The 24,897-nt window shown below is 54.1% G+C and carries 22 protein-coding genes and 1 riboswitch; of the genes, 5 read left to right on the top strand and 17 right to left on the bottom strand.

Annotated elements, in window-relative coordinates; all coding sequences use genetic code 11:
* Window positions 1-30: 30 nt before the first annotated feature.
* From pheT to cobJ, 15 genes are all read right to left on the bottom strand, one after another.
* On the bottom strand, window positions 31-2,481 hold the full coding sequence (pheT, locus tag BLT35_RS15470; RefSeq protein WP_062409443.1) for a phenylalanine--tRNA ligase subunit beta: 2,451 nt from the start codon (window positions 2,479-2,481) through the stop codon (window positions 31-33).
* A 22-nt stretch (window positions 2,482-2,503) separates the two neighbouring features.
* A complete protein-coding gene (pheS, locus tag BLT35_RS15465; RefSeq protein WP_054818670.1) occupies window positions 2,504-3,538 on the bottom strand; it encodes a phenylalanine--tRNA ligase subunit alpha in 1,035 nt (344 codons plus the stop codon).
* A 448-nt stretch (window positions 3,539-3,986) separates the two neighbouring features.
* Window positions 3,987-4,490 (bottom strand): ferritin, encoded by a 504-nt coding sequence (locus BLT35_RS15455; RefSeq protein WP_074728835.1) that lies wholly within the window; start codon window positions 4,488-4,490, stop codon window positions 3,987-3,989.
* A gap of 115 nt (window positions 4,491-4,605) precedes the next feature.
* The gene (locus tag BLT35_RS15450; RefSeq protein ID WP_054818668.1) at window positions 4,606-4,833 is read right to left on the bottom strand and encodes a DUF1450 domain-containing protein; all 228 of its coding nucleotides are present in this window, start codon (window positions 4,831-4,833) and stop codon (window positions 4,606-4,608) included.
* Window positions 4,834-4,906: 73 nt separating this feature from the next.
* Window positions 4,907-5,056: a hypothetical protein gene (locus BLT35_RS27030; RefSeq protein WP_175472001.1), complete on the bottom strand. Its 150-nt coding sequence runs from the start codon at window positions 5,054-5,056 to the stop codon at window positions 4,907-4,909.
* 69 nt (window positions 5,057-5,125) lie between these two features.
* Window positions 5,126-6,544 carry a cobyrinic acid a,c-diamide synthase CobB gene (locus tag BLT35_RS15445; RefSeq protein WP_074728833.1) on the bottom strand — a complete coding sequence of 473 codons (1,419 nt, stop codon included), beginning with the start codon at window positions 6,542-6,544 and terminating at the stop codon, window positions 5,126-5,128.
* Entirely contained in the window at window positions 6,541-7,698 is a 1,158-nt protein-coding gene (locus BLT35_RS15440) for a cobalt-precorrin 5A hydrolase (RefSeq protein ID WP_074728831.1), read from the bottom strand. Before BLT35_RS15440 ends, BLT35_RS15445 begins: the two co-directional genes overlap by 4 nt.
* Entirely contained in the window at window positions 7,698-8,474 is a 777-nt protein-coding gene (cobM, locus tag BLT35_RS15435; protein ID WP_062409449.1) for a precorrin-4 C(11)-methyltransferase, read from the bottom strand. The genes BLT35_RS15440 and cobM overlap by 1 nt, the downstream gene beginning before the upstream one ends.
* Window positions 8,471-9,181, bottom strand: a complete 711-nt coding sequence (cobI, locus tag BLT35_RS15430) for a precorrin-2 C(20)-methyltransferase (protein ID WP_062409450.1) — start codon at window positions 9,179-9,181, stop codon at window positions 8,471-8,473. The genes cobM and cobI overlap by 4 nt, the downstream gene beginning before the upstream one ends.
* The gene (locus tag BLT35_RS15425) at window positions 9,174-10,433 is read right to left on the bottom strand and encodes a bifunctional cobalt-precorrin-7 (C(5))-methyltransferase/cobalt-precorrin-6B (C(15))-methyltransferase (RefSeq protein ID WP_074728829.1); all 1,260 of its coding nucleotides are present in this window, start codon (window positions 10,431-10,433) and stop codon (window positions 9,174-9,176) included. The genes cobI and BLT35_RS15425 overlap by 8 nt, the downstream gene beginning before the upstream one ends.
* A complete protein-coding gene (locus tag BLT35_RS15420; protein WP_062409452.1) occupies window positions 10,434-11,579 on the bottom strand; it encodes a cobalt-precorrin-5B (C(1))-methyltransferase in 1,146 nt (381 codons plus the stop codon).
* Between the two features lie 5 nt (window positions 11,580-11,584).
* A complete protein-coding gene (locus BLT35_RS15415; protein ID WP_062409453.1) occupies window positions 11,585-12,235 on the bottom strand; it encodes a precorrin-8X methylmutase in 651 nt (216 codons plus the stop codon).
* Window positions 12,236-12,238: 3 nt separating this feature from the next.
* The gene (gene cobK, locus BLT35_RS15410; protein ID WP_054818665.1) at window positions 12,239-13,015 is read right to left on the bottom strand and encodes a precorrin-6A reductase; all 777 of its coding nucleotides are present in this window, start codon (window positions 13,013-13,015) and stop codon (window positions 12,239-12,241) included.
* Entirely contained in the window at window positions 13,012-14,004 is a 993-nt protein-coding gene (locus BLT35_RS15405; RefSeq protein ID WP_074728827.1) for a sirohydrochlorin chelatase, read from the bottom strand. Before BLT35_RS15405 ends, cobK begins: the two co-directional genes overlap by 4 nt.
* Before the next feature lie 41 nt (window positions 14,005-14,045).
* Window positions 14,046-15,692 (bottom strand): precorrin-3B C(17)-methyltransferase, encoded by a 1,647-nt coding sequence (gene cobJ / locus BLT35_RS15400; RefSeq protein WP_074728824.1) that lies wholly within the window; start codon window positions 15,690-15,692, stop codon window positions 14,046-14,048.
* 430 nt (window positions 15,693-16,122) lie between these two features.
* On the opposite strand from cobJ, the gene BLT35_RS27025 reads away from it, so the two are divergent.
* The 3 genes from BLT35_RS27025 (at window position 16,123) to BLT35_RS15390 (ending at window position 18,293) form a co-directional block, all read left to right on the top strand.
* Entirely contained in the window at window positions 16,123-16,272 is a 150-nt protein-coding gene (locus tag BLT35_RS27025) for a hypothetical protein (protein WP_171006028.1), read from the top strand.
* Between the two features lie 35 nt (window positions 16,273-16,307).
* Window positions 16,308-16,509: riboswitch (cobalamin riboswitch) on the bottom strand.
* 258 nt (window positions 16,510-16,767) lie between these two features.
* Window positions 16,768-17,127, top strand: coding sequence for an MmcQ/YjbR family DNA-binding protein (locus tag BLT35_RS15395; protein WP_074728870.1), 360 nt, complete (start codon window positions 16,768-16,770; stop codon window positions 17,125-17,127).
* A 227-nt stretch (window positions 17,128-17,354) separates the two neighbouring features.
* The gene (locus tag BLT35_RS15390; RefSeq protein ID WP_074728822.1) at window positions 17,355-18,293 is read left to right on the top strand and encodes an aldo/keto reductase; all 939 of its coding nucleotides are present in this window, start codon (window positions 17,355-17,357) and stop codon (window positions 18,291-18,293) included.
* Window positions 18,294-18,621: 328 nt separating this feature from the next.
* Here BLT35_RS15390 and BLT35_RS15385 read toward each other — a convergent pair whose 3' ends face one another.
* Together BLT35_RS15385 and BLT35_RS15380 are read right to left on the bottom strand one after the other, a co-directional pair.
* Window positions 18,622-20,373: a putative bifunctional diguanylate cyclase/phosphodiesterase gene (locus tag BLT35_RS15385; protein WP_074728820.1), complete on the bottom strand. Its 1,752-nt coding sequence runs from the start codon at window positions 20,371-20,373 to the stop codon at window positions 18,622-18,624.
* A gap of 112 nt (window positions 20,374-20,485) precedes the next feature.
* Window positions 20,486-22,150 carry a copper resistance CopC/CopD family protein gene (locus BLT35_RS15380; protein WP_074728817.1) on the bottom strand — a complete coding sequence of 555 codons (1,665 nt, stop codon included), beginning with the start codon at window positions 22,148-22,150 and terminating at the stop codon, window positions 20,486-20,488.
* Window positions 22,151-22,329: 179 nt separating this feature from the next.
* Here BLT35_RS15380 and BLT35_RS27020 point away from each other — a divergent pair, with 179 nt between their 5' ends.
* Window positions 22,330-22,626 carry a hypothetical protein gene (locus BLT35_RS27020; protein ID WP_074728815.1) on the top strand — a complete coding sequence of 99 codons (297 nt, stop codon included), beginning with the start codon at window positions 22,330-22,332 and terminating at the stop codon, window positions 22,624-22,626.
* Entirely contained in the window at window positions 22,623-24,848 is a 2,226-nt protein-coding gene (locus BLT35_RS15370) for a ribonucleoside-diphosphate reductase subunit alpha (RefSeq protein WP_062409460.1), read from the top strand. The genes BLT35_RS27020 and BLT35_RS15370 overlap by 4 nt, the downstream gene beginning before the upstream one ends.
* Window positions 24,849-24,897 lie beyond the last annotated feature (49 nt).

The raw sequence follows: 24,897 nt of genomic DNA, 5'->3' as shown, positions 1-24,897 counted from the left end.
TCTCAACCTTTTGTCAGAAGAGATGAACCATTATTTCCTCAGCACGGCGGCGAAAGCCGATTCCAGCTCGGCCACAACGCGGCCATGCAATTCGCTTACCTCATTGTCGGTCAATGTACGGTCCGGCGTCCGATACACAAGGGAAATGGCGACGCTTTTCTTATCCGCTCCAAGCCGTTCACCCGTGTAAACATCGAATACCTGAATCGACTCAAGCAGAGAACCCGCCGTCTCCCTGGCTTTATCCAGCAAATCGCCCACGGCTACGCCGCGGTCCACCACCAGCGCCATGTCGCGGATAATGGCCGGGTAACGAGGCAGCGGGTCATAGGTGAAGCGTTCACCCGCTAGCTCCGTGAGCGCGTCCATTTCCACTTCTAATACGTATGTGTCGGCAAGGTCTTTCTGCTGCTGCAGTGCCGGGTGCAGCTGTCCGAGCGTTCCGATGATTTTGCGGACTCCGTCACGCTCTACTTCCACTTGCGCGCAGCGCCCCGGATGGAAGCCTTCCGGACCTGCCGCTACGTACCGGACGCCTTCTATACCCAGATACTGGACGAGCCCTTCAAAGATCCCCTTCAAATCATAGAAGTCCACGTCCCCCGGTTTTCCCGTCCAATGCACATCGCTCCGCTTGCCCGTCAGCAGGATCGCGAGCATAAGCTTCTCCTCCGGCAGCCGGCTGAGCGTTTCTTCATCCGAGAGGAACACGCGGCCAATCTCAAAAACAGCCACATCGTTGATGTTCCGGTTGCGGTTATATGCAGCCACGTCCAGCAGATGAGGCACCAGGCTCGTGCGTAGCACGCTGCGTTCTTCGCTCATCGGCATCGCCAGGGCTACCGGCTTCGTTTCGCGGTGAGCGCCAGGGAAGCTGTGAATCTGTTCCGGATGGGTGAACGAATACGTAATGGCCTCATGAAGGCCGCTGTTCGTCAGAAGCGTCCGGACCACGCGGCGGATCGACTGCTCTCTTGTGAGTGCGCCCGGCGTCGTTACTACGTTCATCAGCGTTGTCGGAATATGATCGTAGCCGTGAAGGCGCGCCACTTCCTCAATGAGGTCGACCGCTCTCGTGATATCACCGCGTCTGCTGGGCACATGCACCCGGAAGCCATCCCGATCAAGCGGCTCAACGGCAAAATTCAACCGCCCGAAAATGGCTTTCACTTCCTCGGCAGACAACTCGGTACCAAGGTAGCTGTTGATGCGGCCTACGGTGATCTCGATCTTCACCGGCCGATGCTCGCCGCTTACAGCCTCTACCACACCCGATGCCACTTGTCCGCCGGCCAGCTCCGCAATCAGTGACGCCGCACGGTTCAAAGCCGGAATGACCGCTTCCGGATTCACTTCCTTCTCAAACCGCAAAGACGCCTCGGAACGGAGCCCGAGCTGACGCGACGTTTTGCGGACGGAGCCGCCGTCGAATTTGGCCGATTCCAGCACAATCCGGGTCGTTCCCTCGGTGACCTCGGAATTCGCGCCCCCCATTACGCCTGCAATCGCGACCGGCTTCGTACCGTCCGTAATCAGCAGCATGTGAGGCTCAAGCGTTCTCTCCACATCGTCGAGCGTTACAAGCTTCTCGCCTTCGCGGGCCAGCCTTACGTCAATATGGCCGTTGGCCAGCTTATCCGCATCAAACGCATGCAGCGGCTGTCCAAATTCCAGCATCACGTAGTTGGTAATGTCGACGATATTATTGATGGGCCGAATTCCGGCCGCCATCAGACGATTTTGCAGCCACAAAGGTGACTTTCCGATTCGTACGCCTTCGATCAAGCGCGCCGCATAATGCGAGCACAAATCTTTTGCGGAAATTTCGACCGATATCTTATCCTCCGCCTTTATTCCGCTTGTATTCTTACGGAGTCCCGACTCGGCGTCAGGCAGCTTGACTTCCCGGCCGAGAATGGCGCCGATCTCATAAGCCGTACCCAGCATACTCAAGCAATCCGAACGGTTCGGCGTCAGATCCAGATCCATTACCTCATCGTTTAGAGCGAGCACATCCAAAATGCTTGCACCCACCTCCGTGTCCTCAGGCAGAACAAGAATGCCTTCCTGAATCTCCTTGGGCAGCAGCTTGTCGTTTAAGCCCAGCTCCTTGGCCGAGCAAATCATTCCCTGCGACTCCACGCCGCGCAGCTTCGAGCGTTTGATCGACAATCCGCCCGGCAGCTTCGCGCCTATTAGCGCGACAGGCACCTTCTGGCCTGCAGCCACATTTTTCGCTCCGCAAACGATTTGCAGATCTTCGCCTTGGCCCGCATCGACGATGCATACGCTCAGCTTGTCGGCATCCGGATGCTTCTCCCGCGACTTGACAAAGCCGACGACGACCTTTTCCACACCCTTGTTCCGGTTTTCCACAATATCAACTTCAATCCCGCTTCTAGTCAGCTTTTCAGCCAATTCGGCCGCTGTATTACCGCTTATATCCACATACTGGGATAACCATTCATACGATACCTTCATTTCCCCAGGTCACGCTCCCCTCTTAAATATGCACGAACTGCTTCAGGAACCGCAGATCGTTCGTATAGAAATGGCGAATATCTTCAATGTCATATTTCAGCATCGCGATTCTTTCCACGCCAAGACCGAAGGCAAATCCGCTGTATTCCTGCGGATCATAGCCTGCCATCTCAAGCACGCGCGGATGCACCATGCCGGAGCCAAGGATTTCGAGCCATCCTGTCTGCTTGCACACCCGGCAGCCGTGACCGCCGCACATCGCACAGGTGACATCCACCTCCGCACTGGGCTCCGTGAACGGGAAGAAGCTCGGCCGCATCCGGATTTGCGTTTGCTTGCCGAACAGCTCCTGAACGAATTGAAGCAAAGTCCCCTTGAGGTCGCTCATACGAATGCCCTTGTCGATGACAAGTCCTTCAATTTGCGTGAACATATGGGAATGCGTCGCATCGTCGTCGTCACGGCGGTATACCCGGCCGGGGCAGATGATTTTGACCGGCACATGGCCTTTCATTTTCTCCATGGTCCGTACTTGTACCGGAGAGGTGTGCGTCCGCATCAGAATATCTTCCGTTACATAGAACGAATCCTGCATGTCGCGCGCCGGGTGGTTTTTCGGCAAATTCAGTGCTTCGAAATTGTAGTAATCCTGTTCCACCTCAGGGCCTTCGGCCACCGAATAACCCATGCCGATAAAAATATCCTCGATCTCCTGAATCACCTTGCTGATCGGATGCACCGCACCCCGTGCAACGGGCCGCCCCGGGAGTGTTACGTCAATCGTTTCAGCCGCCAGGCGTGCCTGCGTTTCCGCTTGGTTGTATTCTGCCTGCTTGGCTTCAATCACTTCCTCGATCGCAGCGCGCACTTCATTGGCCACTTGACCGATAACCGGACGCTCTTCCGCGCTCAAAGCGCCCATACCGCGCAAAATTTCGGTGAGCGGGCCCTTTTTCCCTAAATACTTGATACGAAGGTCGCTGAGCTGCTGCTGGTTTTCCACACGAGCGAGCTCATTAAGCGCCTCTTCCTTTAATGCAAGCAATCGTTCTTTCATCGCCATGCCGCCTCCTTAATCGTTGTTTCATTATGTGCCTTAGCCTTAAGTGCCTCCCGGTTTCGCTCAACGCAAAAAAGGCTTTTCCGTCCGATAAGGGACGAAAAAGCCGCGGTACCACCCTTGTTGGAAAAACCTTTCTTATGCTGCATAGCATAGGCACGAAGAAACGGTTCCTCCCACTTCGTTGAACGTAACGGTTCATGAACCACAATTCGCGGTTCGACACCGGTTCCTTCTACTTGCCGATACAGACGTACGGTTTCAAAGGACTGCTCAGGAGCGAACTTGGGCAGCCTGATTCCTCGGACACGCTCTCAATCGCCGGCGTATCCTCCCTGTGAAGAAGCACTGCTTACTTTTCTCCGTCAACGCATTTATCATTATGGATTTATCAAGTATTATATGCAAACGATGCGCCGGATGCAAGTGCCCTCCGCCTATCCGGTTACTGGGCCGGTGGCGTAAAGGTGCGTGCTAGAAACTCGGTATCGAGCATAAAAAAGGCATTGCTGTCTTTATCGATGCGCTTCAGCTTTTGAATAATGCTGTCAAACAGCGCCTCTTCCTCAACCTGCTCGTCAATAAACCACTTCAAAAAATGAATGGTGGCATGCTCGCGATCGTTCATGGCAATGTCGGACAAGTCATAGAACCGTTTGGTCACAACTTTCTCATGCTCATAGGCATGCTGATAAGCATCCAGTACGGACTTGTAATTATTATTCGGCGTATCCATGCCGGATACGGTGACGCGTTCGCCGCGATCGTTTAAATACTTGTATATTTTCATCGCATGGAACCTTTCTTCCTCGGCCTGCACAATGAAGAAATTCGCAAACCCGTCCAGGCTCTCCGAAGAACAGTAGGCCGCCATGGCCAAGTAGACTTGAGCCGAATAAAACTCAAAATTCATTTGGTCGTTCAACGCTTTGCTCAACGCTTCATTCATGAAATCACATCCTAAATATGTAGTCATATATCCCTATAATATACCATTGTGCGTCAAGGAAAGCGATTGTGAAATGTGAACATGATATGTCATTTCCTGCCGCCAAGCCGGAAGATCAACTGATCTTGTTCTTCAATTTTTCAAATAACATTTCGGCATTCGGGGCAGATACCAGCTTCTTGGATTTTCCTACAACGGCAAAGCATTCTTTGGAGCAAAGCTTGCAGTTACCCAGGCAGTCCCTTTTCTTCTGCTTTACTTTAGGATAGTCGCCTTTAATGCTTTTATACACTTTTTTGGTGCCTCTTTTAAAATTTTTGCAGCAGTATCTGATCTTTTTCATAAAGATGACGTCCCGCCTTCCGCCGCTAATTCAAAGCTTTATACCCGAATGATAATAGTTATCATTATCAATGTCAATCCTGCAGAAAACCGGTTGTTGTCGGTTGTTGCCGCTCGTTGCCGCTGCGATCGCGCTTCACCCCTCTCACGCGGGCCACTGCGCAGAAATTCATCCTTACGGCGGGGCTTTTGGCCTCTCCGCTCTCTATTGCGCTGATTTTCAACGTTACCAGACTGCTGCATACTAAAAAGCAGTAGAGATGGGACGACTCTTGCTCTACTGCTCCTCTACTTCACGGCTGCACTATTGGCAGACGATATTCCTCGCATTCCTTGAGCCATCGTACTACAAGCTCCGGATTGGAAGCAAAATGCAAATGCGTATAACCTGCCACCGTCCGGTACAGCAGGCAGCCGTCCTTTTTCGTGCCCCGCAGACCCTTGGTTTCATAGGCTGGTGCCGGCTCTACCGCCTCCGCCGGTACATAGGTGGAATAATGGAACTCGTGCCCGCGCGCGATGTCCCCGTCCCGAAACAGAAAATTGTCCGGCGTGCCTGTGATTTCCCTGAGTCCTAGTGCAGCGAGCTTCGGCTGCATGACAACTTTGCCGGGGATAAGCCCCAGCATGGGATAACTTCGGCCCTGTGTATCTTCAATCGCCTGTGTCAAATACATAAAGCCTCCGCATTCGGCCAATGTCGGCAATCCGCTTTCCAAGGCTTTCCGTATGGACCCGGCAACCGCCTCCTCCCGGCTCAGCGCATCAGCGAATTCTTCGGGGAAGCCCCCGCCAATATATAGCCCCTGCACCCCTTCCGGAAGCGGTTCTCCCGCCAGCGGGGAGAAGTAGACCAGCTTTGCTCCGTAATGCTCCAGAAGCTCCAAATTTTCAGAATAATAGAAATGGAAAGCCGCATCGTACGCTACAGCCATTCTGACTTGATATAACCGGGCCGGAGGCGCAAAAAGCTTCGGCGGCTCTACTGCCGGCGGTTCAGCGGCGGAAGCAAGCTCCAGCAGTCTATCCAGATCGGTATTCTGCTCCAGACGATCGGCCAATTCCTCGAAGAAACCGCCCATCTCCCCACGTTCAATGGAAGGTACGAGTCCGAGATGACGCTCGGGCAAGGCCAGCTGATCTTCCCTCTTCAGAAAGCCGATGACCGGAATGCCGCATTCCTGCTCGATCGCTTGTTTGACAATGCGGTAGTGTCCGTCACTGCCGACCTTGTTGGCGAAAACGGCGGCAATGCGCACATTCGGCTCCAGAAGCTGAAAGCCTTTCACGATCGCGGCCGCGCTCCGCGCCATGCTCTGACAGTTTACCACCAGCAGAACAGGCAGCTGCAGCAGCATGCCGATCTCGGCTGTGCTTCCTGTGTTGGACAGCGGATCTTTCCCGTCGTACAGCCCCATTACACCTTCAATGACCGATACATCGGCATCCTTGGAGGCGCGTCCGTATATTTCTTTCACCGTCTCGGACGTCAGCATCCAGCTGTCCAAATTGCGCGAAGACCTGCCGGTCACCGCCTTATGATAAGTCGGATCGATGTAATCCGGGCCGCATTTAAATCCCTGCACCGTCAAGCCTCTGCGGCTCAAAGCCGCCATGAGACCAAGGGTAACGGTCGTTTTGCCTGCACCGCTGCCGGTCCCGGCGATGACGACGCTTCGATGAACCGCTTGTCCGTTCACCCCTATGCTCATAAGCTGCCGCTTCCCTTCTCAAAATCCATTATGCCAACGGATATCGTTACGTTGCCGCTTTTTTTCTTTACCAGCGCAAGACGTTTCGCTCCCGTAAAGCGTTTGGCGGCAGGTTCGCTGACGCCGTACGCGCCGGTATATTTATATACGGTCTCGGACGGTTCCTCGATCGGTATTTCATTAAGCTCCCCGGGCGTATAGCAAACCAGCGGCCAGCCGTTCTCTTCACATACGGCGAGCAGGCCTTCCTCGTCTTTTTTCAAATCGATAGTGCAAACCGCCTTCACGCTACGAATCGAAAACTGAAGCTCCTCCAGCGTTTCCCGGATAACTGCCGCAATTTCCTCGGAGGAGGTGCCCCGATTGCATCCGATGCCGAGTGCGATCACTTTGGGACGGAACAGCACGCCGTTTTTCAGAATGGGCTCTTCTTCAGGCGTGAGGATACGATGAGTCACGACCAGCGCAGCCTGCGGCTCATCGCCTAGAGCGGTCGGGATATCCTTGTAAACGCGGATGTTGTGCGGGAGCGGAGACGGATAAGTCCACCAATCCGGTTCCCCGGATTCCTGAATGATAGCGATTCGTTCCTCATTTACGACGGATGCGCTCACCGGCGTCAGCTTGTCCGCCGATTCCCAAGTCCATCCGTAACGTCGTCCGAACAAATCGACGGCAATCGTCTTCTGCACGTCCGACGCCGTGGTAATCACCGGCACTGCGCCAAGTACCGCCGCAACCTCGCGCGCGAGCTCGTTCGCTCCGCCCAAATGGCCGGACAGCACGCTGATGACATGCTCGCCTTTGTCGTCAATGACGACGATACCGGGATCCGTCTTTTTATCCTTCAATAAGGGAGCGATCATGCGAACGACGGCCCCAAGAGAAATGATGCAAATGATTCCGTCGTAAGCGGGAAACAGCGCCGGAAACAGCAGGCGCACGCTTCCTTCAAACAGCTGGATATTCCTTCCGGATTCGTCTCCACGGGCGAACTTGGACATATAATACACATCCGCATGGTCAAACGACCGCTGCAGCCGGCGTGCTAGCTCCACCCCGTGCTTTGTGATGGCAATCAACGCATAATTGCCCGATTTCCGGATATCCGGGATCGTCCCTTCCTGCAGCGTAATGACTTCCGGTTCCCCCATCAGTCCTTCACCCCTTTGCGGTAGCCGTGCGTGAACGATTTATCGTACAGCTTCGAACGGTACTCCTCATGAGTACCGATTTCCGGGTCGAGCGCCCATCCGGCCAAAATCATCGCATGCTTGCGAATTCCGTTCACGCGCATATCCTCATCCAACCGGGCAAGCGTAGTCCGCACGATGATTTGATCCGGCCAGGACGCTCGTTGAACGACGGCAACCGGGGTTTCGGGACTCCATCCGGCCTCTGTCAGCTCGCGCACCACTTTTTTCGTCAGCGTTGCGCTCAGAAACAACGCCAGCGTACAGTGATGGGCCGCCAAATCTTTGAGCTGCTCGCGATCCGGCACCGGAGTGCGTCCTTCGGCCCGTGTCAGAATGACCGTTTGGGTCAGCTCCGGAATCGTAAGCTCAGCCCCTACCGCAGCCGCAGCCGCAAACACGGAACTGACACCCGGTACGATCTCGCATGCGATTCCTTCCTTGGCCAGCAGCGCCTTCTGTTCCATGATGGCCCCGAAAACGGCCGGATCGCCCGTATGGACACGGGCTACAAGCTTGCCTGCTTTGACGCGGTCCGCCATGATGGCCACCATTTCCTCCAGACTCATCCCCGCGCTTTTGAGCACTTCCGCTTCAGGCTTTGCCCGTGCAATCAGTTCGTCGTTCACAAGAGAGTCCGTGTAAAGCACGACATCGGCCTCCTGGAGGATGCGCAGTCCCTTCACCGTAATCAAATCCGGGTCTCCCGGGCCTGCGCCGATAATATAAAGCTTCATTTTCTCACCACCATTAAAGTCAAATACTCCAGCTCGCGACCGGCCAGCTCTTCGATATTGCGCCAAATTTGCTCCTCGCCCGAGGTCACCTTAGTCAGTACCGACGCCTTGTCCGTCAGCCCCAGATCCCGCAGCACCGACAGCATCAGATCGATGACCTTCGCTACCTTGATGAACACGACGCAATCATGCGTTTCCAAAGCCCGGCGCATCTGCCCATAATCATTCGTAGCCGGTACGATCGCCATCTGCTCGTCACCGTCGGCAAGCGGTAACCCGAGTCTGGATGCCGCAGCGTTGACGGAGGATATGCCGGGAACCGAAATGGCCTCCACCTCCGGGTGCCTTTCTTTCATCAGGCGCATTAAATGGATATAAGTACTGTACAGCATCGGATCGCCTTCGGTGACGAACACGACATTTTTCCCCTGCTCAAGGTGGCTCCAGACCGTATCTACTGTCTTGTTCCACTGTTTTTCCAGCGCTTCTTTATCTTTCGTCATCGGGAAGGTCAGGGCGAGCATCTCCTTTTCCCGGGTGTCTACATACATTTCTACAATGGTCAGGGCGTAGCTCTTGGCGCCCGATTTTTTGCGCGGATAGGCGATCACCGGCGATTCCTTGAGCAAACGAAACGCCTTGACCGTAATGAGTTCCGGATCTCCCGGGCCTACGCCCACACCGTATAATGTGCCGATCTTACTCATCCGTTTGTCCTCCTGTCGTCGGACTGTCTTTTTGATGCCGTCTTGCTGCAATGATATACACGGGGTTCAAGCTTTCAAACCGCGTCATGTCCAGAATCGGCTTGCTGCGGCTGATTTGGGCGAGCGTTATATCCGCTGCGAAGCCTTCTTCGGCAAAAGCTTTGGTTGCGGCCGACAGGTTCTCGATCGTTGCAGCGTTCAGCACAATGGTACCTCCCGGTCTCAAACGATTGCAGCAGATCGAAAGCAGTTCCCTCAGCTCTCCCCCGCTGCCTCCAATAAACACCGCATCCGGATCGGGAAACTGATCGAGTCCCTCCGGCGCTTTGGCATGAATTCCCGTAATGTCAGTCCGGAATTTGCGGATATTTTCACGGAAGTTCGCCAAGTCCCCTTCATTTTTCTCGACCGCATACACAGCCCCGTCACGGCATATCCGGGCCGCTTCAATCGCTACGGAGCCTGTGCATGTACCGATATCCCATACGATGCTGTCCCGTCTTAAATGAAGGGCCGCCAAGCTGAGGACGCGAACCTCTTTTTTCGTGATCAGCCCTTTGTCGGGCTTGCGCTGTGCAAACTCGGCGTCATCAATGCCGAGCGGCCAATCCGGCGACGCTGTCCCCGGCCGCCTCCGCAGAATCACGATATTCAGCGGTGAGAAGCCCGATTCACCGGAGGCGGCAAGCTCTTCGAGCCCGTACCAGCCGGTACGCTCCTTCGTACCTCCGAGATGCTCGCCGACAAAGACGCGGTATTCGGTCATGCCGAATTCCAGCAAATAGCGGGCGATTGCACCCGGATGGTTCTTCTCATCCGTCAGCAGCGCTACTTTGGCTTGTCCGTCGATCCGCTGCGCAAGCCCCTTCAGGCTGCGGCCGTGCGCGCTTGCGATATATGCATCCTGCCAGCTCTCGCCGATTCGCGCAAAGGCGAGCTGAAGCGAGCTCACCTGCGGATATACCTCCACCCGCCCGGGAAGCTTGCCCGCCAAATAACCGCCTATACCGTAAAATAGCGGATCGCCGGATGCCAGCACCACGGTCCTCCGGTGCTCTGCCTGAAGCTTCTCCGTCAGCTCGCCCAGACCACCCTTAATCAGGATCGTTTCTCCCCGAAAATCCGGAAAAAACTCCAGCTGCCGTTCTCCTCCGATAAGCACCTCGGCCTGCCTGATCCGATCCATGTACAATTCAGGCAAACCCGCCGTTCCGTCATCACCGATCCCTATGACGGCAATCGTTTCTTTCATCTAAAAATCCCCTTCCTGCCTGACGCTATATCCGCCGCTTTCCTTGGTCATGCTCATCCTTCCCAACAGCTCGGCCTTCATCGAGATAATGACCGTTTCCACCTCAAAGCCTGAGCTGCTGCTTCCCCCTGCTTCTTGAAGCAAAGAACGGCAGCAGTACGCGCACATCACATCGAAAAATAATCTGCATCCCAGCTCATGCATCATATCTCCCACCTGAGAAGCGGTGTTCGCTTCGGCAATCTTACGGACCACCGTCTCAGAAGCTCCGGCCTCCTCCGCCATACGGGCAAGAAAGCCGAAATCAACGGGGGCGCTCTTGGAATGTACCATCATCACCCCTTGCGCGACTTTGGAAAACTTGCCCATCATTCCGACCAGCGTCACCTTGCGAATGCCTTGTCTCGCACATTGTTGAAGCGCGAACCCGACAAAATCCCCCATTTCGACGAACGCTTCCTCCGGCAGCTTCGGATACATCTCCATCCCGAACTTTTCGGTCCGTCCTCCGGTAGAAAGAACAACATGGCTGCAGCCGCCCTTGACCGCTACTCGGATAGCTTGGGCTACGCTGGCTTTATACGCTGCCGTCGAGAACGGGACGACGATCCCCCGCGTACCCAGAATCGAGATGCCGCCTACTATGCCGAGTCTGGCATTCAGCGTCTTCTTCGCGATTTCTTCTCCATCGGGAACGGAAACAACCACCCTTACCCCCCGATTCAGCTCATACCGGTTTAATACCGCCTCGACCGCTTCGCGGATCATCTTCCGGGGGACCGGATTAATCGCCGCCTGACCAACCTCTACCGGAAGTCCGGGCTTTGTTACCCGACCTACGCCGACGCCGCCGTCCAGCTCGATGCCGGGCGTTTCCCGCCAGGAAACCTCGCAAATGATTCTTGCTCCATGAGTCGCATCCGGGTCGTCGCCGCCATCCTTAATAATTTCAGCGGAAGCCCGGTGCTCCTCCACCTCGCATGCGACGATCTCGAAGGTGACGTCCTGACCGATCGGCAGCCGGATGGTCGACTGCCGCTGCGGCTCCTGCACAATCAGCGCCTCAAGCGCCGCCTGCGCCGCAGCGGTCGCGCAGGCGCCCGTCGTATATCCATGACGCAGCGGCTTGGACTCCTTCGCATCCATGCCGCTTATCCTTCGCGCTCTGCAAGCAGCGACAGCGCATTAACGGATGCCACTGCAACAGGGCTGCCGCCCTTCCGGCCGATATTCGTAATGAAAGGCACATCAAGCTTGAGCAGCTCTTCTTTGGATTCCGCCGCAGAAACGAAGCCGACAGGCACGCCGATGATCAGACCCGGCTTCGCCTGGCCTTCCTTGACCAGACGAATCAGTTCCAGCAGCGCCGTCGGCGCATTGCCGATCGCATAGATCGCTCCGTCCGCCTCACGGGCCGCTTTACGGATCGAGATGATCGCCCGCGTCGTATTCAGACGCTTCGCTTCCTCCATAACATCCGGATCCGATATGTATACCCGAACGTCGCCGCCGTACTTTTGAATTCTCGGCTTGCTGATGCCCACCTGCACCATTTGCACATCGGCTACGATCGGCTTGCCGCTTCGGATGGCGTCGATACCGGCGCGGATGGCATCCGGATGGAACACCAGGCTGCGCCCCAATTCAAAATCCGCCGATGCGTGAATGACCCGCTGCACCACCTTGTACTGCTCCTCGGTAAAGGAATGCTCGCCAAGCTCCTCGGTAATCATTGCAAAGCTTTTCTCCTCAATTTCCTGCGGCTGTACCGTCAGCGGTTTAAACTCCGTCCGAAAATCCATAATTTATCGCGCCTCCCGTAACGTGTGATTTAATTCGTCCAGCACTCCGTCAAACTCCGAATACACAACGCCGTAATCCAGCTGCGGGCGTCCGATGACGATCGTATCAATGTTCATTTCCAGCGCTGCCGCAAGCTTTTCTTCGACCGCCCCGATTTTGCCGCTTTCCTTTGTGATGACCGTCGTGACCCCGTAATGCCGATACAGCGCTTGATTCAATTCCTTGGAAAAGGGCCCCTGCATGGCCACAATATTTTTCTGTTCGATGCCCAGCTGCTCGCACTTCTCCATGTTATCCTTACGGGGCAGCATACGGGCAACCAACGTCGTATCCGGGAGCCCGATCAGCCGCTCGGCAAAAATATGCAGCGTCTTGCTGCCCGTCGTGAGCATAATCACGCCGCGTCTGCTCGCGGCAAGCTCCGCTGCTTGCTCATAGTCGTCCACGAACAAAAGCCGCTGATGCCCTTCATAGGTTCCCCGCTCCCGCTCATAACGGATATACGGCACGCCCGTCTGAAGAGCGGCCGCCATAGCCTGCCGCGAAGCTTCCTCGGCAAACGGATGACTCGCATCCACGACTGTCCGAAACCCGCGGCTGCGGATCAGCTCGGCCATACCGGCTGCGTCAAGCCGGCCGGTTTGCACCGGAATCCCCGCCTCCTCCAGACTTTTCGCGGCACTCTCGGTCACAACCGTAGCAAGCAGTTCATACCCTGCGCCCTTAATGCGCACCGCCAATTCACGCGCATCGCTCGTTCCTGCCAGCATGAGAATCATAAGTACACCTCTTTGCTCTTAACAGTCGGCTTCTGCCGTTCATGTTCATGATCGTGGTCATGGTGGTCGTCATGTTCGTGATTATGATCATGATGGTGGTCGTCATGTTCGTGATTATGATCATGATGGTGGTCGTGATGCTCGTGATTATGATGGTGGTCGTGATCATGGTGATGATGGTGATCCATGTGCTTCGCCGCCTCAAGCCGAAAATGGCACATATCACAGTTCATGCGAACTTCTCCATAGAGCGCCTCGTTGGCCCGCTCCTTCAAAATTTCGCTCAGCTTCGGATGAAAGCCAAAGTAGTCCGCCAAAACGAACGACCGGTCCGGATGCTTTTTAGCAAACTCGCCTTTCATTTGCTCCAAGCGTTTGATCAGCACGCCCGTAAACAGAAAATAAGGCAGCATCACAATCCGTTTGGCGCCGAGCTTCACGCAGCGCTCTACGCCTTCGTCCGCGAGCGGGGCCGTTACCCCAATGAAGGCAGTTTCCACCCATTTCACCTTCAGCCGCTCCCACAATAGCCGCGATATTTTATATAAATCGCTGTTGGCGTCCGCATCGCTGCTGCCGCGTCCGATCACAAGCAGCGCCGTATCCTCCGCGTTCTCTTCAAGATCGATCCCCGCTTCTTCCAAGCGTGAAGACAAAATATCAAGCGCCAGCTCATGAACGCCGATCGGCCGGCTGTAAACAAACAGAACGTCCGGATACTTCTGCTTCGCCGCATCTATGGCAGCCGGAATATGCAGCTTCGCATGCCCCGCCGCAAACAGCGTGATCGGCACAACCGCAACCAAGGTCGCTCCCCGGTCTACGCAGGTCTGAATGCCTTGAGCGATCGTAGGTGACTCAAACTCCAAAAAGCACGTTTCCACGATCGGCTCCCCCAGCATTTTTGCCACCGAAGCTACAAAAATGCGTACCTCCTCATTTCCTTCCGGATCCCGGCTGCCGTGCCCTACAAACAATACCGCATTCATGCTCCGTCCCCCTTCTTTACCCATTATTGTCCTTATCGGCCTTATGAATCGCCGCACACCGCATTTTCGATCTGAAAGACCGGCAGATCCTGATGCCGGTACCCTTCCAGCTCCTTCACGCGGCCGAAAAATTTATGGAACCGCTCGTTCGGGTAACCTTCATTGGCGTAACGGGAGACGATTCTCTCCACCGTCTCCACCAACCGCTCCGGCTCGATGCCCTCAGCGACAGGCTGCCCCGGGCGGGCATTTCTTCCGACCGTTTTGCCTCCCAGGAACAGATCGAACTTTTCTCTGCGGTACACGATCCCGATATCCTCCTTCACAGCTCCGTAGCACGCCATACCGCAGCCGTTGAAGCCGATCTTCAGCTCCTTCGGCACGCGCATACCACCCAAGCGGCGATGGAGTTCTTCCATATAAGGCACCGAATCGGCCTTGTCCATGTTGCAGAAATCGCAGGCTTTCAACTGCGCCACATCGCCAATCGGGGCAACGAGCAGCCCTGCGTCCGTTAATCTTGAGGTCACCGCATCGGGATCCGATGTCCGGAGACGCACCAGCATTTGATGATGCGGGGTATATTCCATCGTCCCGTCTTCGCCAACGATCTCGGCAAGCAGCGCAAGCTGGGCGGCGGTCAGCCGTTTCTCGGCAAGCCCCGGACTCACGGCAAATTCAAGGATGGCTTCCTGGCGGAATAGGCCTGTGTCAAGGCTGCCGGATTCGGGCCGGGCCAATCCGGAGCTGTGCGCATCGGCAAGCTGCAGTGCTTCCAGTGCCAGCTCATACGCGGATACCGGCTTCTCAGATTTCCCCTCCGCTTTATATTCCGCCGCCGGACCATCCGGCTCCGTCTGTTCCCCCAGAGCCCAGGGCTCCGCTTCTTTCTGCAGCCTTTGATGCGGCTTTAGGGGCTGTACTTCTGATCCGAGCGTATACTTGCGCTGATAGCCGCGCGGTGTCACCATGAGCCCGTCATAAACTACCGTGGTCGAGTTGCCGATAATCACCGTCGTCAGCATCCCGATGTCGTGCTCTAGCATCTCTTCAAGCGTAGTGATGACGATGTCTTCACGCTCGCGGTAAGCGCTCTTGACGATCCCTACCGGCGTCTGCGGCGAGCGATGCTTCAGCAGCACCCGCTGCGTTTCCACGATTTGCCTTGTGCGTCTGCCGCTTCGCGGATTATACAGTGCAATGACAAAATCGGCCTGCGCCGCCGCTTCCACGCGCTTGATGATCAGCTCCCATGGCGTCAAATGGTCGCTCAGACTAATCGTGCAGGCATCGTGCATGATAGGCGCCCCAAGCAAGGAAGCCGTCGAGTTGATCGCCGATATGCCGGGAATCACTTCGACATCTACGCCTTGGCCGCGCCGCCAGCCTTTTTCCATCAGCACCTCATAGATCAGCCCGGCCATGCCGTATACACCGGCGTCCCCGCTGGAAATGACAGCCACCCGATGTCCGGCCTCCGCTTGGCGAACCGCCTCCTGCGCCCGGCTCACCTCTTCAGTCATCCCCGTGCGCACCACCTGCTGCCCGTTTAACAAACCTCTCACCAAATCTACGTATGTATTGTATCCGATCACAACGTCGCTTTCCTGAATTGCATCTCTCGCTCTCTGGGTCATATGTTCATAGCTGCCTGGTCCAAAACCAATCACAGACAATTTCCCTTTCATACTTCATCCCTCCTTGACTTCCTAATCAATTGATCAGCATGGTCATACCTTCTATAAGGAATATGCCTCGTCCCTTCGCAAACTGCCTTCAACAATAAAATCTGCTTCCACTAGAGTGATGTTCAGCGCAGTGGCACTCCTTCTGGCGGTGATCCCTCTTTTGGGGCTGCTGTTAGACTGATTTTCAGCTCAGCAGCACAACGTGGTCCAATCGCGACCCATACAGCAAGCTCGTGAGGCAGCTGGCAGGAGGTGCCGTACGAATCCCGCAAGCTTCTGCGTCCATCCGGATTCATCGGGATTCTCCTCTGTCCGGTGAAAAAAACTGCTGTCCAACCGATATTCGGCACCCGAACATCGGCGAGCACTGCAAACCGGATGGACTCGCTCCGCATGCCAAAAATACAAAAAAGCATCTTCCTCCCGGAAGATGCTTGACGACAATGGATGGGGAACCAGCAGCACGGCTTTATTTTACGCATGGGCTGTCGCCCGTTTGGCTGCGCTCAATAAAGACGGTCGTGCCTGCATGGCTTCTACCGCTCTCGTACACCATCCTATCCGCGTAGGTATCGGGTGACTTCGTTGACAGCCGCCATCACAACATCGGATGGAACGGCCTCAACAGAACAGGCAGGTCTCCTGACTTGCGTCTCAACGCTTTTCCGCAGCCTTCCCATCATTCGACAGTGGCGTCATTCAAGCAGAAAAGCTTCTCGCTTACAGTGGCGGGACCGTGCCGGACTTGCACCGGCTTCCCTTTTAAACCGAGACCGTCTTTACGAACGGAATCGGTACCTGTTCGATAAAATGATGACTATTGCTGATTAGGGTAAAATCGAGTTAATGATAGCATGGTTGTCCGCTTAATGTCCACATCAGTTTTCACTTTTCACGGGACCCCGAAAAGGTTATGATGGAATCAACAGGGCATAAGAAAAGCTTCTGCTAAGAAGCCTGTTCGATGAAGAACCGTTCGTGTGTTACGATGAAGCTTTTCCGTAATACCGGAATCGTGATCCTCCGGATCGAAGCCGTACATTCTGATATTAATAAAAAAGGAGATCCGCCGCCGATGGATCATCAACAGCTGATCAACTATGGATTGAAGAAAACCGGCGCCGACTTGCGTTATCCGTTTGATCCTGAAACGCCGGTATTGTTCGTCGCCAATAAAATGTTTGCACTTTTCGGTTCATTTCAAGGTACCCCCAGCGTGAACCTGAAGGCCGACCCCGACACCGTATGGCTGACGAGACAAACCTATCCGAAGTCCGTCTACCCCGGCTATCACATGAACAAGCGCCATTGGAATACCGTCCTGCTGGACGGGTCGATCGGCGACAGCGAAATATTGGACATGCTGGACGAATCTTATCAGCTGGTTTGCAGCAAGCTGCCCAAGTCGGAAAAACAGCGCTTGTCTCTCCCGTAAACGATGTTTCAACTTGCGGCTTACCCGTTAAGCGCTCTTGCTATACCATACATCGTAAGCCGTCATTTCACCGTTTGGCATCTCCCATCCACGGCCTCGCCTTTGAGATTCCTCGCTCGTTTTCTTCAAAAGCGGGTTTGAATAGGGCCACCCGTTTTTGTACAATCGGGTACAGGCTGGACAGTTCGAATCACATCCCAAAAGCACTCATCCAAGGAGGAATGTCCATGAAATATCGCAAGCTCGGTGCAACGAATTTGAAGGTTTCCGTCATCGGCGTAGGGACTTGGCAGTTCGGAGGCGAATGGGGCAAGCCTTTCACGCAAGCCGAAGTGGACGGCATTCTCGATCAGGCCAAGGATAGCGGCATCAATCTGATCGATACTGCGGAATGCTACGGCGACCATACGTCCGAGTCGCTGATCGGCAGCTACGTCTCCCGCGGACGCCGGGAAGATTGGGTGATCGCCACCAAGTTTGGCCATCGCTTCCACGCGCATATGGATCGTACACAGCACTGGTCCCCGCAAGAGGTGCTTCAACAGCTGGACGCTTCCTTAAAGGCTCTTCAAACGGATTACATAGACCTGTACCAATTTCATTCGGGAACAGACGAGGCGTTTGATCAGGACGACTTATGGACTATGCTGGACAAACAGGTGCAAGCGGGTAAAATCCGCCATCTCGGAACGTCCATCGGGAACAACGATAACCTGCATCAAACCGAAGCTTCCTCACGCGTCGGCTCAAAGGTCATTCAAATCGTTTATAACCGGCTGGACCGCGCGCCGGAGGAGCGGGTATTTCCTTCCTGCGAGCGGCAGGGGCTTGGCGTATTGGCACGCGTGCCTCTGGCAAGCGGATACTTGAGCGGCAAATATAAGCCGGGAGCTGTGTTTGCCGACAACGACGTCCGGCAGCGGCACGATCCCGAGCAAACGCGCCTCAAGCTTGAAGAGGTCGAACGCATTAAGGAGAAGGAGCTGCCCGCCGGTATGGATATGGCCACTTGGGCATTAGCCTGGTGCCTCAAGCACCCTGCGGTTACTGCCGTCATTCCCGGCTGCAAAAGCCCGGAGCAGGTTATCGCCAACGCCGCAGCGGCAAATTACGTGGGGGACGGCCACCCTCAAAGCTGGGAGCAGCAACCCAATGACCAAGCATAAAATGGTTTTGAGTTAAGAATGCCAAGGACGCGGCAGGAGCACTCCTCACCGGAATTCCGGTCGCTTTTTCACTTGCGGTAGTGCTTTGCCATGTGATAGTCCGTCTGCCGGCCGATTCCACCTGCCGGTATCAGGCGGAATCGATGCCACCCGCCGCGGCTCTTCCGCCCAAGCGGACATCCCGGCAGTCTGGTTCAGGCGCAGCGTAACTTTTCCAAAAAAATCGCCCCCTCGCCTTAAATGAACTGTGACCCACAAAGGGTCACTTTTTTTCAAAGTGTCCTTCATTATGGGGCACAGTTCAAAAGTGTGATGGGGGCCGCTTGGTTTACGCCACCATGTTCCTCTTCAGCAAATCGTAAAACTCATCTGCCGGAACCGGTTTGCTGTATATGTACCCTTGAATTTCCCTGCATTTGACCTCCAGCAGAAACGAAAGCTGATCTTCCGTCTCCACCCCTTCCGCAATGACATTCAGGTTCAAGCTTTGCGCCATCGCCATGATCGCCTGAACGATCGCGGCATCATCCGGGTCATCGGTAACATCTCTAACGAATTGCTGTGCGATTTTCAGCTTATCGATGGGAAATTTTTTCAAATAATTCAGTGAGGAAAAGCCTGTCCCGAAATCGTCAATCGAAATATGTACTCCCAGCTCGCGCAACGTATTAAGCTTGTCTACCACTTGGTCCAGCTGATACATCGCTATGCCTTCCGTAATTTCGAGCTCCAGGTATTGCGGCTCCAATCCGCTTTCCTGAAGCGCTTCTAATACAACCTGTACAAAGTCGTCCTGGTAAAATTGGACCGGTGAGATGTTGACTGCCATCTTCAACGGCGGGAACCCCTCAAGCTGCCATGCTTTATTTTGCATACAGGCCGTTCGCAGCACCCACTTCCCGATGGGAATAATCAATCCCGTTTCTTCCGCAAGAGGAATGAAATCACCCGGAGAAATAACGCCGAGCCGCGGATGATTCCATCGAAGAAGAGCCTCCATCCCGTTTAAACGATGATCGAATATATCCACTTGAGGCTGAAAATACAGCACGAATTCATCCTGCTCCAGCGCTTTGTTCATCCACTCCTCCAGAACCAGCTTCTGGATGACCGCATCGTTCATCTCGGCGGTATAAAAGCGGTAGCCGTTCGTACCGTAATCCTTAGCCCTGGACATGGCCGTGGCCGCATTCTTCATCAGCGTAATCGGATCGTCTCCGTCCTGTGGATATCTCGCTATGCCGATACTGCAGCCCACGCGAAGCTCGTGGCCGTCAATGGAAAACGGCTTGCTGAACAGATGAACGATCTTTTGCGCAGCCAGCTCGACATCCGAAGACGGCTCCGCCTCCTCAATCGTTACAGTGAACTTGTCTCCCTCCTGCCTCGATACGCTTGCACCGCTGTTTAATCCGTTCTTCAGTCGTTCCGCCGCTTCCATGAGCAACCGGTCGCCGAACGTGTGTCCGAACGTATCATTGATATTTTTGAACCTATCGAGATTGATGAACAGGACAGCCAGCGTGGATCTGGCTATTCGGGTCGCCTCAATGGAAGCCTCAAGGGATTGCTGGAATTTCTCCCTATTCGGCAGCCCGGTAAGCTGGTCATGAAAGGATAAATCATGTAAACGCCGTTCCGTCGCTTCCCTGTTCCGGAGATCGGCAATAACAAAATACAACAAAGGGACCGCCAGCAGCATCGTTCCTGCCGCATCCGCCAAGTGGACTAACCAGCCGTTCCATCCTGCATAGATGTAACGGGTCGCCATCTCCGCACATTCCGCCAGCAGCAGCAAAGTCAATGCAGCATACCAGGCAGCCCTCAGTTGATTTGCTTTTTTCTTTAAAGACAAATAAAGAACCGGCCCGGCAGCAATCAAGATGAATCCGGGCGCGACCCAATCCGCTTGATCATAGGGAAGACCGAGCACTCCTTTTATCGAGAACAGCCCGGCTTGCGTTCCGATCAAAGTAAACCACAGACGCAGAAATGAAGCATGCTGCAGAAACCCGTCCCCTTGCCATGGCCTACTTGTCCCGGACGCTCCCGCAGGACTTCGTAGTTTATGCCTGTTCATCCTCTGCTACCTCCTGAAGGGTATATTTCTATTCTAATTCCCCTGTTTCAAAAGGACAAGAATTTTCAGTCGGGAAGTCCTGCGCATTTGGGCATTTTGTCATATTTAGAGATCAAAATATTCTTATTTCCTTTTCATAGACCGTTTCGTCATCGTTGCTGTCCATGACCCGAACCTCCAATTTCCAGCGTCCGGGATACGGCAGATAGGCCCCCCGGGCCTTGTAGCTGTGCCTTTTCATACCAAATGATTCTTCAAAGCTCGGATCCTCAAAAGATTCCAGAGGAACCATCAGCGGAGCGATCTCCGGACTATCGACCGATTGAAGCTTCATAATGACTTGCTTCGGTTTGCCGAGCTTCTCGGGCAGCCACACCTTCGCCGTAAAATCGTTGACTCCCGGAGCGTTGGGACTGATCTGCGCCGTCATGTGTATCTTTTCGCCCATCACATGCCAATTCAGCGGTTCATTCGCAGGAGCCGGCAGTAAATAGGTAAAAACACCGGCAATCCCCAAAATAAGGGACATCAGCAGCACATCCGCACGAATCAGGCGTCCAGTTGTCCGTTCATGATTCCGCCGGTAAAAATAACGGATCAAGGATGCGGTAACGACCACCGCCAGCACCAGTGCCGTCTTGACGATCAGCAGCTTGCCCCACAGTGTTTCCACGATATAACGGATATCCGGCAGGAATATGAAGGTCATCAGCACCCCCGACGCGATCAGCACCAAAATACTGATCATCGCAGCCATAGAAAAAAAAGGGTACAGCCGCCTTGCTTGCTCCCTCTCATGGCGCCACAGCAGCAATAACGTCAGCAGCCCTCCAACCCAAACGGAAGAAGCGGCAAGATGCATAAAGTCCAATGTCAATGTATCTTTGGCGGGCTGGAAGGCGGCCGCATGCCCCAGCATGCTTTTGGCAACCCAGACGGCAGCAACCCATGCATAGTCCAGCAGAGCATTTCGGTACAGCATGACAAATGAAAGCAGAGCCAGCAGAAGCCCTCCGAGCCATGCATAGCCGATGGTCGTTTGCGAGAACAACCGCAGCAGCGCACCCGCCCCGGCATCGCCGATTAAATCGCCCATATGGGCCCACATGAACAAAATATAAACAATGAGGTAAAATTGCTGCCAGCGCTCTGCGTTTCGGCGCAGCCGATTCTTCGTCTCCAACGGACTGCCCGTCCCGAACCAGCGAAGCCACAGCAGCAATCCCGTAAAGCCCAGCATTGTGACGTAGAAAGCGATACGCGAAGCAAACTGCAGCACATCCTTCACTCCAAAGCGATCGAATGGTCCACTGTCGTGATAGTGAAGATGCTCCATGTCGGCCCTGATCCCGTCTGCGGGCGCCTGCCCGCTCAGGCTCTCGCCTACGGCGAACAGATACGTTCCGTTCACCGGATGTCCATCCGCTGAAATGACATGATATGTCACCAAATAAGTCCCTTGTCCAAGCTGCGGCAAATCCAGCTTAATTGCTGTTTGATTATCGCTCATCACCGGCCCCTGCTGCGTGACGAGCCGTTTGTCCTTATCATATACCCTTAATTGGTACAGCTCTTTTTCCAACGGTTCATTAAAGGTAAGAACAACCTGTTCAGGAGCTTGTACAAGCTCGCTGCCTGCTGCAGGTACGGCTTCAACCAAGCTGGCATGAGCGTCTGCGCGTGGCGCCCATCCAAGTGCAAAGACCAGCATCCAACATACTATCAAGAAATAAACCGGACGCCGAATCATCCGACTTACGGAAAATTTAAAAAACATGATAAAACCTCCTTCAAGTAGGTCCTCACTAAATGTAGCATAAATGACTCACATAAACCAATTACAAAACAATGAATATGGAATACTCACATATTTGTCGGATATTGTGTGAAATCATACATTGACAATCGGCGCGATAATGAGTTAATCTCATACTATCGCTCATCAAACAACTACATATGGTATTAGCGAACAGCTTTAGCCACGATATATTGTGGGATATTAAAAAGAAAGGCGGTTTGGTTCTGAACCGTACCGCCGATTTAAGCAGGAGCCAGTCGGCCGGATTCGCCATCTTTCGACTCGGAAAACAGCAGGGAAGAACTGCTTTTCCGAGTCGCAGACCTGCCCGCTTCTTTGGCACGATTACCCGATGGCAGACAGGGGTGTGCCTTCCGGGACGCAGCAGGCATGCTTCGTTTGCGGGAACGGCGGCGGCATGCTTTTTACTTGATGAAAGGGAGCTGTTAACATGATTATCGTCAAAAGAGACGGCACGAAGGAAGAACTCGTATTCTCCAAAATGAAAAAAGTCATTGACTTCGCTTGCGAGACATATCCCGATTGTGATCCATTGGAGCTTGAAACCGCCTTGCTGCCGTTATTCCGCAATGAAATTTCGACCAAGGAAATACAGCGTCTGCTGATTCAAGTTGCCGTAGAGAAAACCAGTGTGGAACAGCCTAATTGGCAGTATGTGGCTGCCAAATTATTGACCTATGATTTATATAAAGAAGCGCAGTTAAACCGTAAATACGGCCATTTCGGATATGGCGATCTTTATTCCCTGATCACCTATCTGACACAAATCGGCCTGTACGGCGAGTACATTCTTGAACACTATACTAAAGAAGAGATCCGGGAGCTCGGCAGCTACATCAAACCGGAAAGGGACTATCTGCTAAACTACATCGGTCTGAAGACACTTACGGACCGATACCTGATCAAAGGGCTGAATAAAGAAATCCTGGAGCTGCCGCAGGAGCTGTTCATGGGCGTTGCCATGCATCTGGCCATGAAAGAATCGGACAAGCTTTACTGGGCCAAACGATTCTACGATGTGCTGAGCAATCTGGAAATGACGGTGGCCACCCCAACGCTTGCCAATGCCCGCAAGCCGCTGCATCAGCTGTCCAGCTGCTTTATCGACACGGTGCCGGATAACCTGTGGGGCATCTACAACGTAGACCAAAGCTTCGCGCAAGTATCCAAGCATGGCGGCGGGATGGGAATTTATGTAGGTAAAGTCCGCAGCCGCGGCTCCAACATTCGGGGCTTCAAGGGAGTGGCCGGGGGCGTCATTCCATGGATTAAAAACTACAACAACACAGCGGTTGCTGTCGACCAGCTTGGTGTCCGCTCCGGAGCGGTGGCGATTTATCTGGACGTATGGCATAAAGACATCCTGGACTTCCTGAACCTGAAAACGAACAACGGGGACGACCGGATGAAAGCCCACGATATTTTCCCGGGTGTATGTATCCCCGATTTGTTCATGAAGACGGTGGAGGAACGCGGCAGCTGGTATTTATTCGATCCGCATGAGGTGCGCAAAGTCAAGGGGTACTCCATTGAGGATGCTTACGGTGAGGAGTGGGAACGCCGTTATTGGGAATGCGTGAATGACGACAAAATCTCGAAGGACGAAATTCCGGCGATCGACATCATGAAGCGCATCCTGACGAGCGCTTTTGAGACGGGTACTCCGTTCATGTTCTTCCGCGACACGGTCAACCGGGCCAACCCGAACAAACATAAGGGCATGATTTACTGCTCGAATTTATGTACGGAAATATGCCAGAACATGAGCCCTACGGAATTGATCCAGACGCAGCACGAAGACGGCATCATCACCTCGCAGGTAAAGAGCGGTGATTTCGTCGTTTGCAATCTGTCGTCTACCAACCTGGGCCGCGTGTATACAAAAGAAGACATTGAACGTGTCGTAACAACGCAAATGCGGATGATGGACAACGTCATCGATTTGAACTACTATCCGATCCCTCAGGCGGAAATTACCAACAAAAAATATCGTGCCGTAGGCCTTGGCTCCAGCGGCTACCACCAAATGCTGGCTCAGCTTCAGATTCAGTGGGAATCCGAAGAGCATGTGCAAAAAGCAGACGAAGTTTATGAATGGATGAACTACTATGCCATTAAAGCTTCTATGGAAATCGCCAAGGAAAAAGGCGCGTATCCGGCATTCGAGGGAAGTGAATGGCAGACCGGAGAGTACTTTGAATCGCGCGGCTACAACAGTCCCGAGTGGCTGGAGCTCAAAGAGCAGGTAGCCAAGTACGGCGTTCGCAACGGCTGGATGTTCGCCATCGCGCCGACGGCGTCCACTTCCCTGATCGCCGGTTCGACTGCGGGCATCGATCCGATTTTCAACAAATTTTTCGTTGAGGAGAAGAAAAACGCCGTCGTGCCGCAGACCGCGCCGAACCTGAATCCGGACACGATGTGGTATTACAAGGAAGCGCACCGGATCGACCAGCACTGGAGCATCCGCGCTGCCGGCGTACGCCAACGGCACATCGACCAGTCGCAATCGTTCAATCTGTACATCACGCCGGAGCTGTCCGCTCGCGAATTCCTTGAGCTGTATATGGCAGCCTGGAAGAACGGGCTAAAAACCGTTTACTATGTCCGCAACCAGAGCCTCGAGGTAGAGGACTGCGTTAGCTGCAGCGCCTAATATCAACCACGAAGCTTAATGAACGGATCGCAGGTATGATCATGCCTGG

The organism is Paenibacillus naphthalenovorans (assembly GCF_900099895.1).
GTDB classification, from domain to species: domain Bacteria; phylum Bacillota; class Bacilli; order Paenibacillales; family NBRC-103111; genus Paenibacillus_G; species Paenibacillus_G naphthalenovorans.
The sequence above is the reverse complement of the archived record's forward strand: the minus strand, read 5'-3'. Positions and strand labels throughout refer to the sequence as shown.

Coding starts and splice junctions, on each gene's coding strand:
- pheT (WP_062409443.1), bottom strand. CDS start 2,481: ATGAAGGTATCGTATGAATGGTTATCCCAGTATGTGGATATAAGCGGT.
- pheS (WP_054818670.1), bottom strand. CDS start 3,538: ATGAAAGAACGATTGCTTGCATTAAAGGAAGAGGCGCTTAATGAGCTC.
- BLT35_RS15455 (WP_074728835.1), bottom strand. CDS start 4,490: ATGAATGAAGCGTTGAGCAAAGCGTTGAACGACCAAATGAATTTTGAG.
- BLT35_RS15450 (WP_054818668.1), bottom strand. CDS start 4,833: ATGAAAAAGATCAGATACTGCTGCAAAAATTTTAAAAGAGGCACCAAA.
- BLT35_RS15445 (WP_074728833.1), bottom strand. CDS start 6,544: ATGAGCATAGGGGTGAACGGACAAGCGGTTCATCGAAGCGTCGTCATC.
- BLT35_RS15440 (WP_074728831.1), bottom strand. CDS start 7,698: ATGGGGGAACCGGAAGTCATTACGCTGCAGGAAGGGACGATCCCGGAT.
- cobM (WP_062409449.1), bottom strand. CDS start 8,474: ATGAAGCTTTATATTATCGGCGCAGGCCCGGGAGACCCGGATTTGATT.
- cobI (WP_062409450.1), bottom strand. CDS start 9,181: ATGAGTAAGATCGGCACATTATACGGTGTGGGCGTAGGCCCGGGAGAT.
- BLT35_RS15425 (WP_074728829.1), bottom strand. CDS start 10,433: ATGAAAGAAACGATTGCCGTCATAGGGATCGGTGATGACGGAACGGCG.
- BLT35_RS15420 (WP_062409452.1), bottom strand. CDS start 11,579: ATGGATGCGAAGGAGTCCAAGCCGCTGCGTCATGGATATACGACGGGC.
- BLT35_RS15415 (WP_062409453.1), bottom strand. CDS start 12,235: ATGGATTTTCGGACGGAGTTTAAACCGCTGACGGTACAGCCGCAGGAA.
- cobK (WP_054818665.1), bottom strand. CDS start 13,015: ATGATTCTCATGCTGGCAGGAACGAGCGATGCGCGTGAATTGGCGGTG.
- BLT35_RS15405 (WP_074728827.1), bottom strand. CDS start 14,004: ATGAATGCGGTATTGTTTGTAGGGCACGGCAGCCGGGATCCGGAAGGA.
- cobJ (WP_074728824.1), bottom strand. CDS start 15,692: ATGAAAGGGAAATTGTCTGTGATTGGTTTTGGACCAGGCAGCTATGAA.
- BLT35_RS27025 (WP_171006028.1), top strand. CDS start 16,123: ATGCTTGACGACAATGGATGGGGAACCAGCAGCACGGCTTTATTTTAC.
- BLT35_RS15395 (WP_074728870.1), top strand. CDS start 16,768: ATGGATCATCAACAGCTGATCAACTATGGATTGAAGAAAACCGGCGCC.
- BLT35_RS15390 (WP_074728822.1), top strand. CDS start 17,355: ATGAAATATCGCAAGCTCGGTGCAACGAATTTGAAGGTTTCCGTCATC.
- BLT35_RS15385 (WP_074728820.1), bottom strand. CDS start 20,373: ATGAACAGGCATAAACTACGAAGTCCTGCGGGAGCGTCCGGGACAAGT.
- BLT35_RS15380 (WP_074728817.1), bottom strand. CDS start 22,150: ATGTTTTTTAAATTTTCCGTAAGTCGGATGATTCGGCGTCCGGTTTAT.
- BLT35_RS27020 (WP_074728815.1), top strand. CDS start 22,330: ATGGTATTAGCGAACAGCTTTAGCCACGATATATTGTGGGATATTAAA.
- BLT35_RS15370 (WP_062409460.1), top strand. CDS start 22,623: ATGATTATCGTCAAAAGAGACGGCACGAAGGAAGAACTCGTATTCTCC.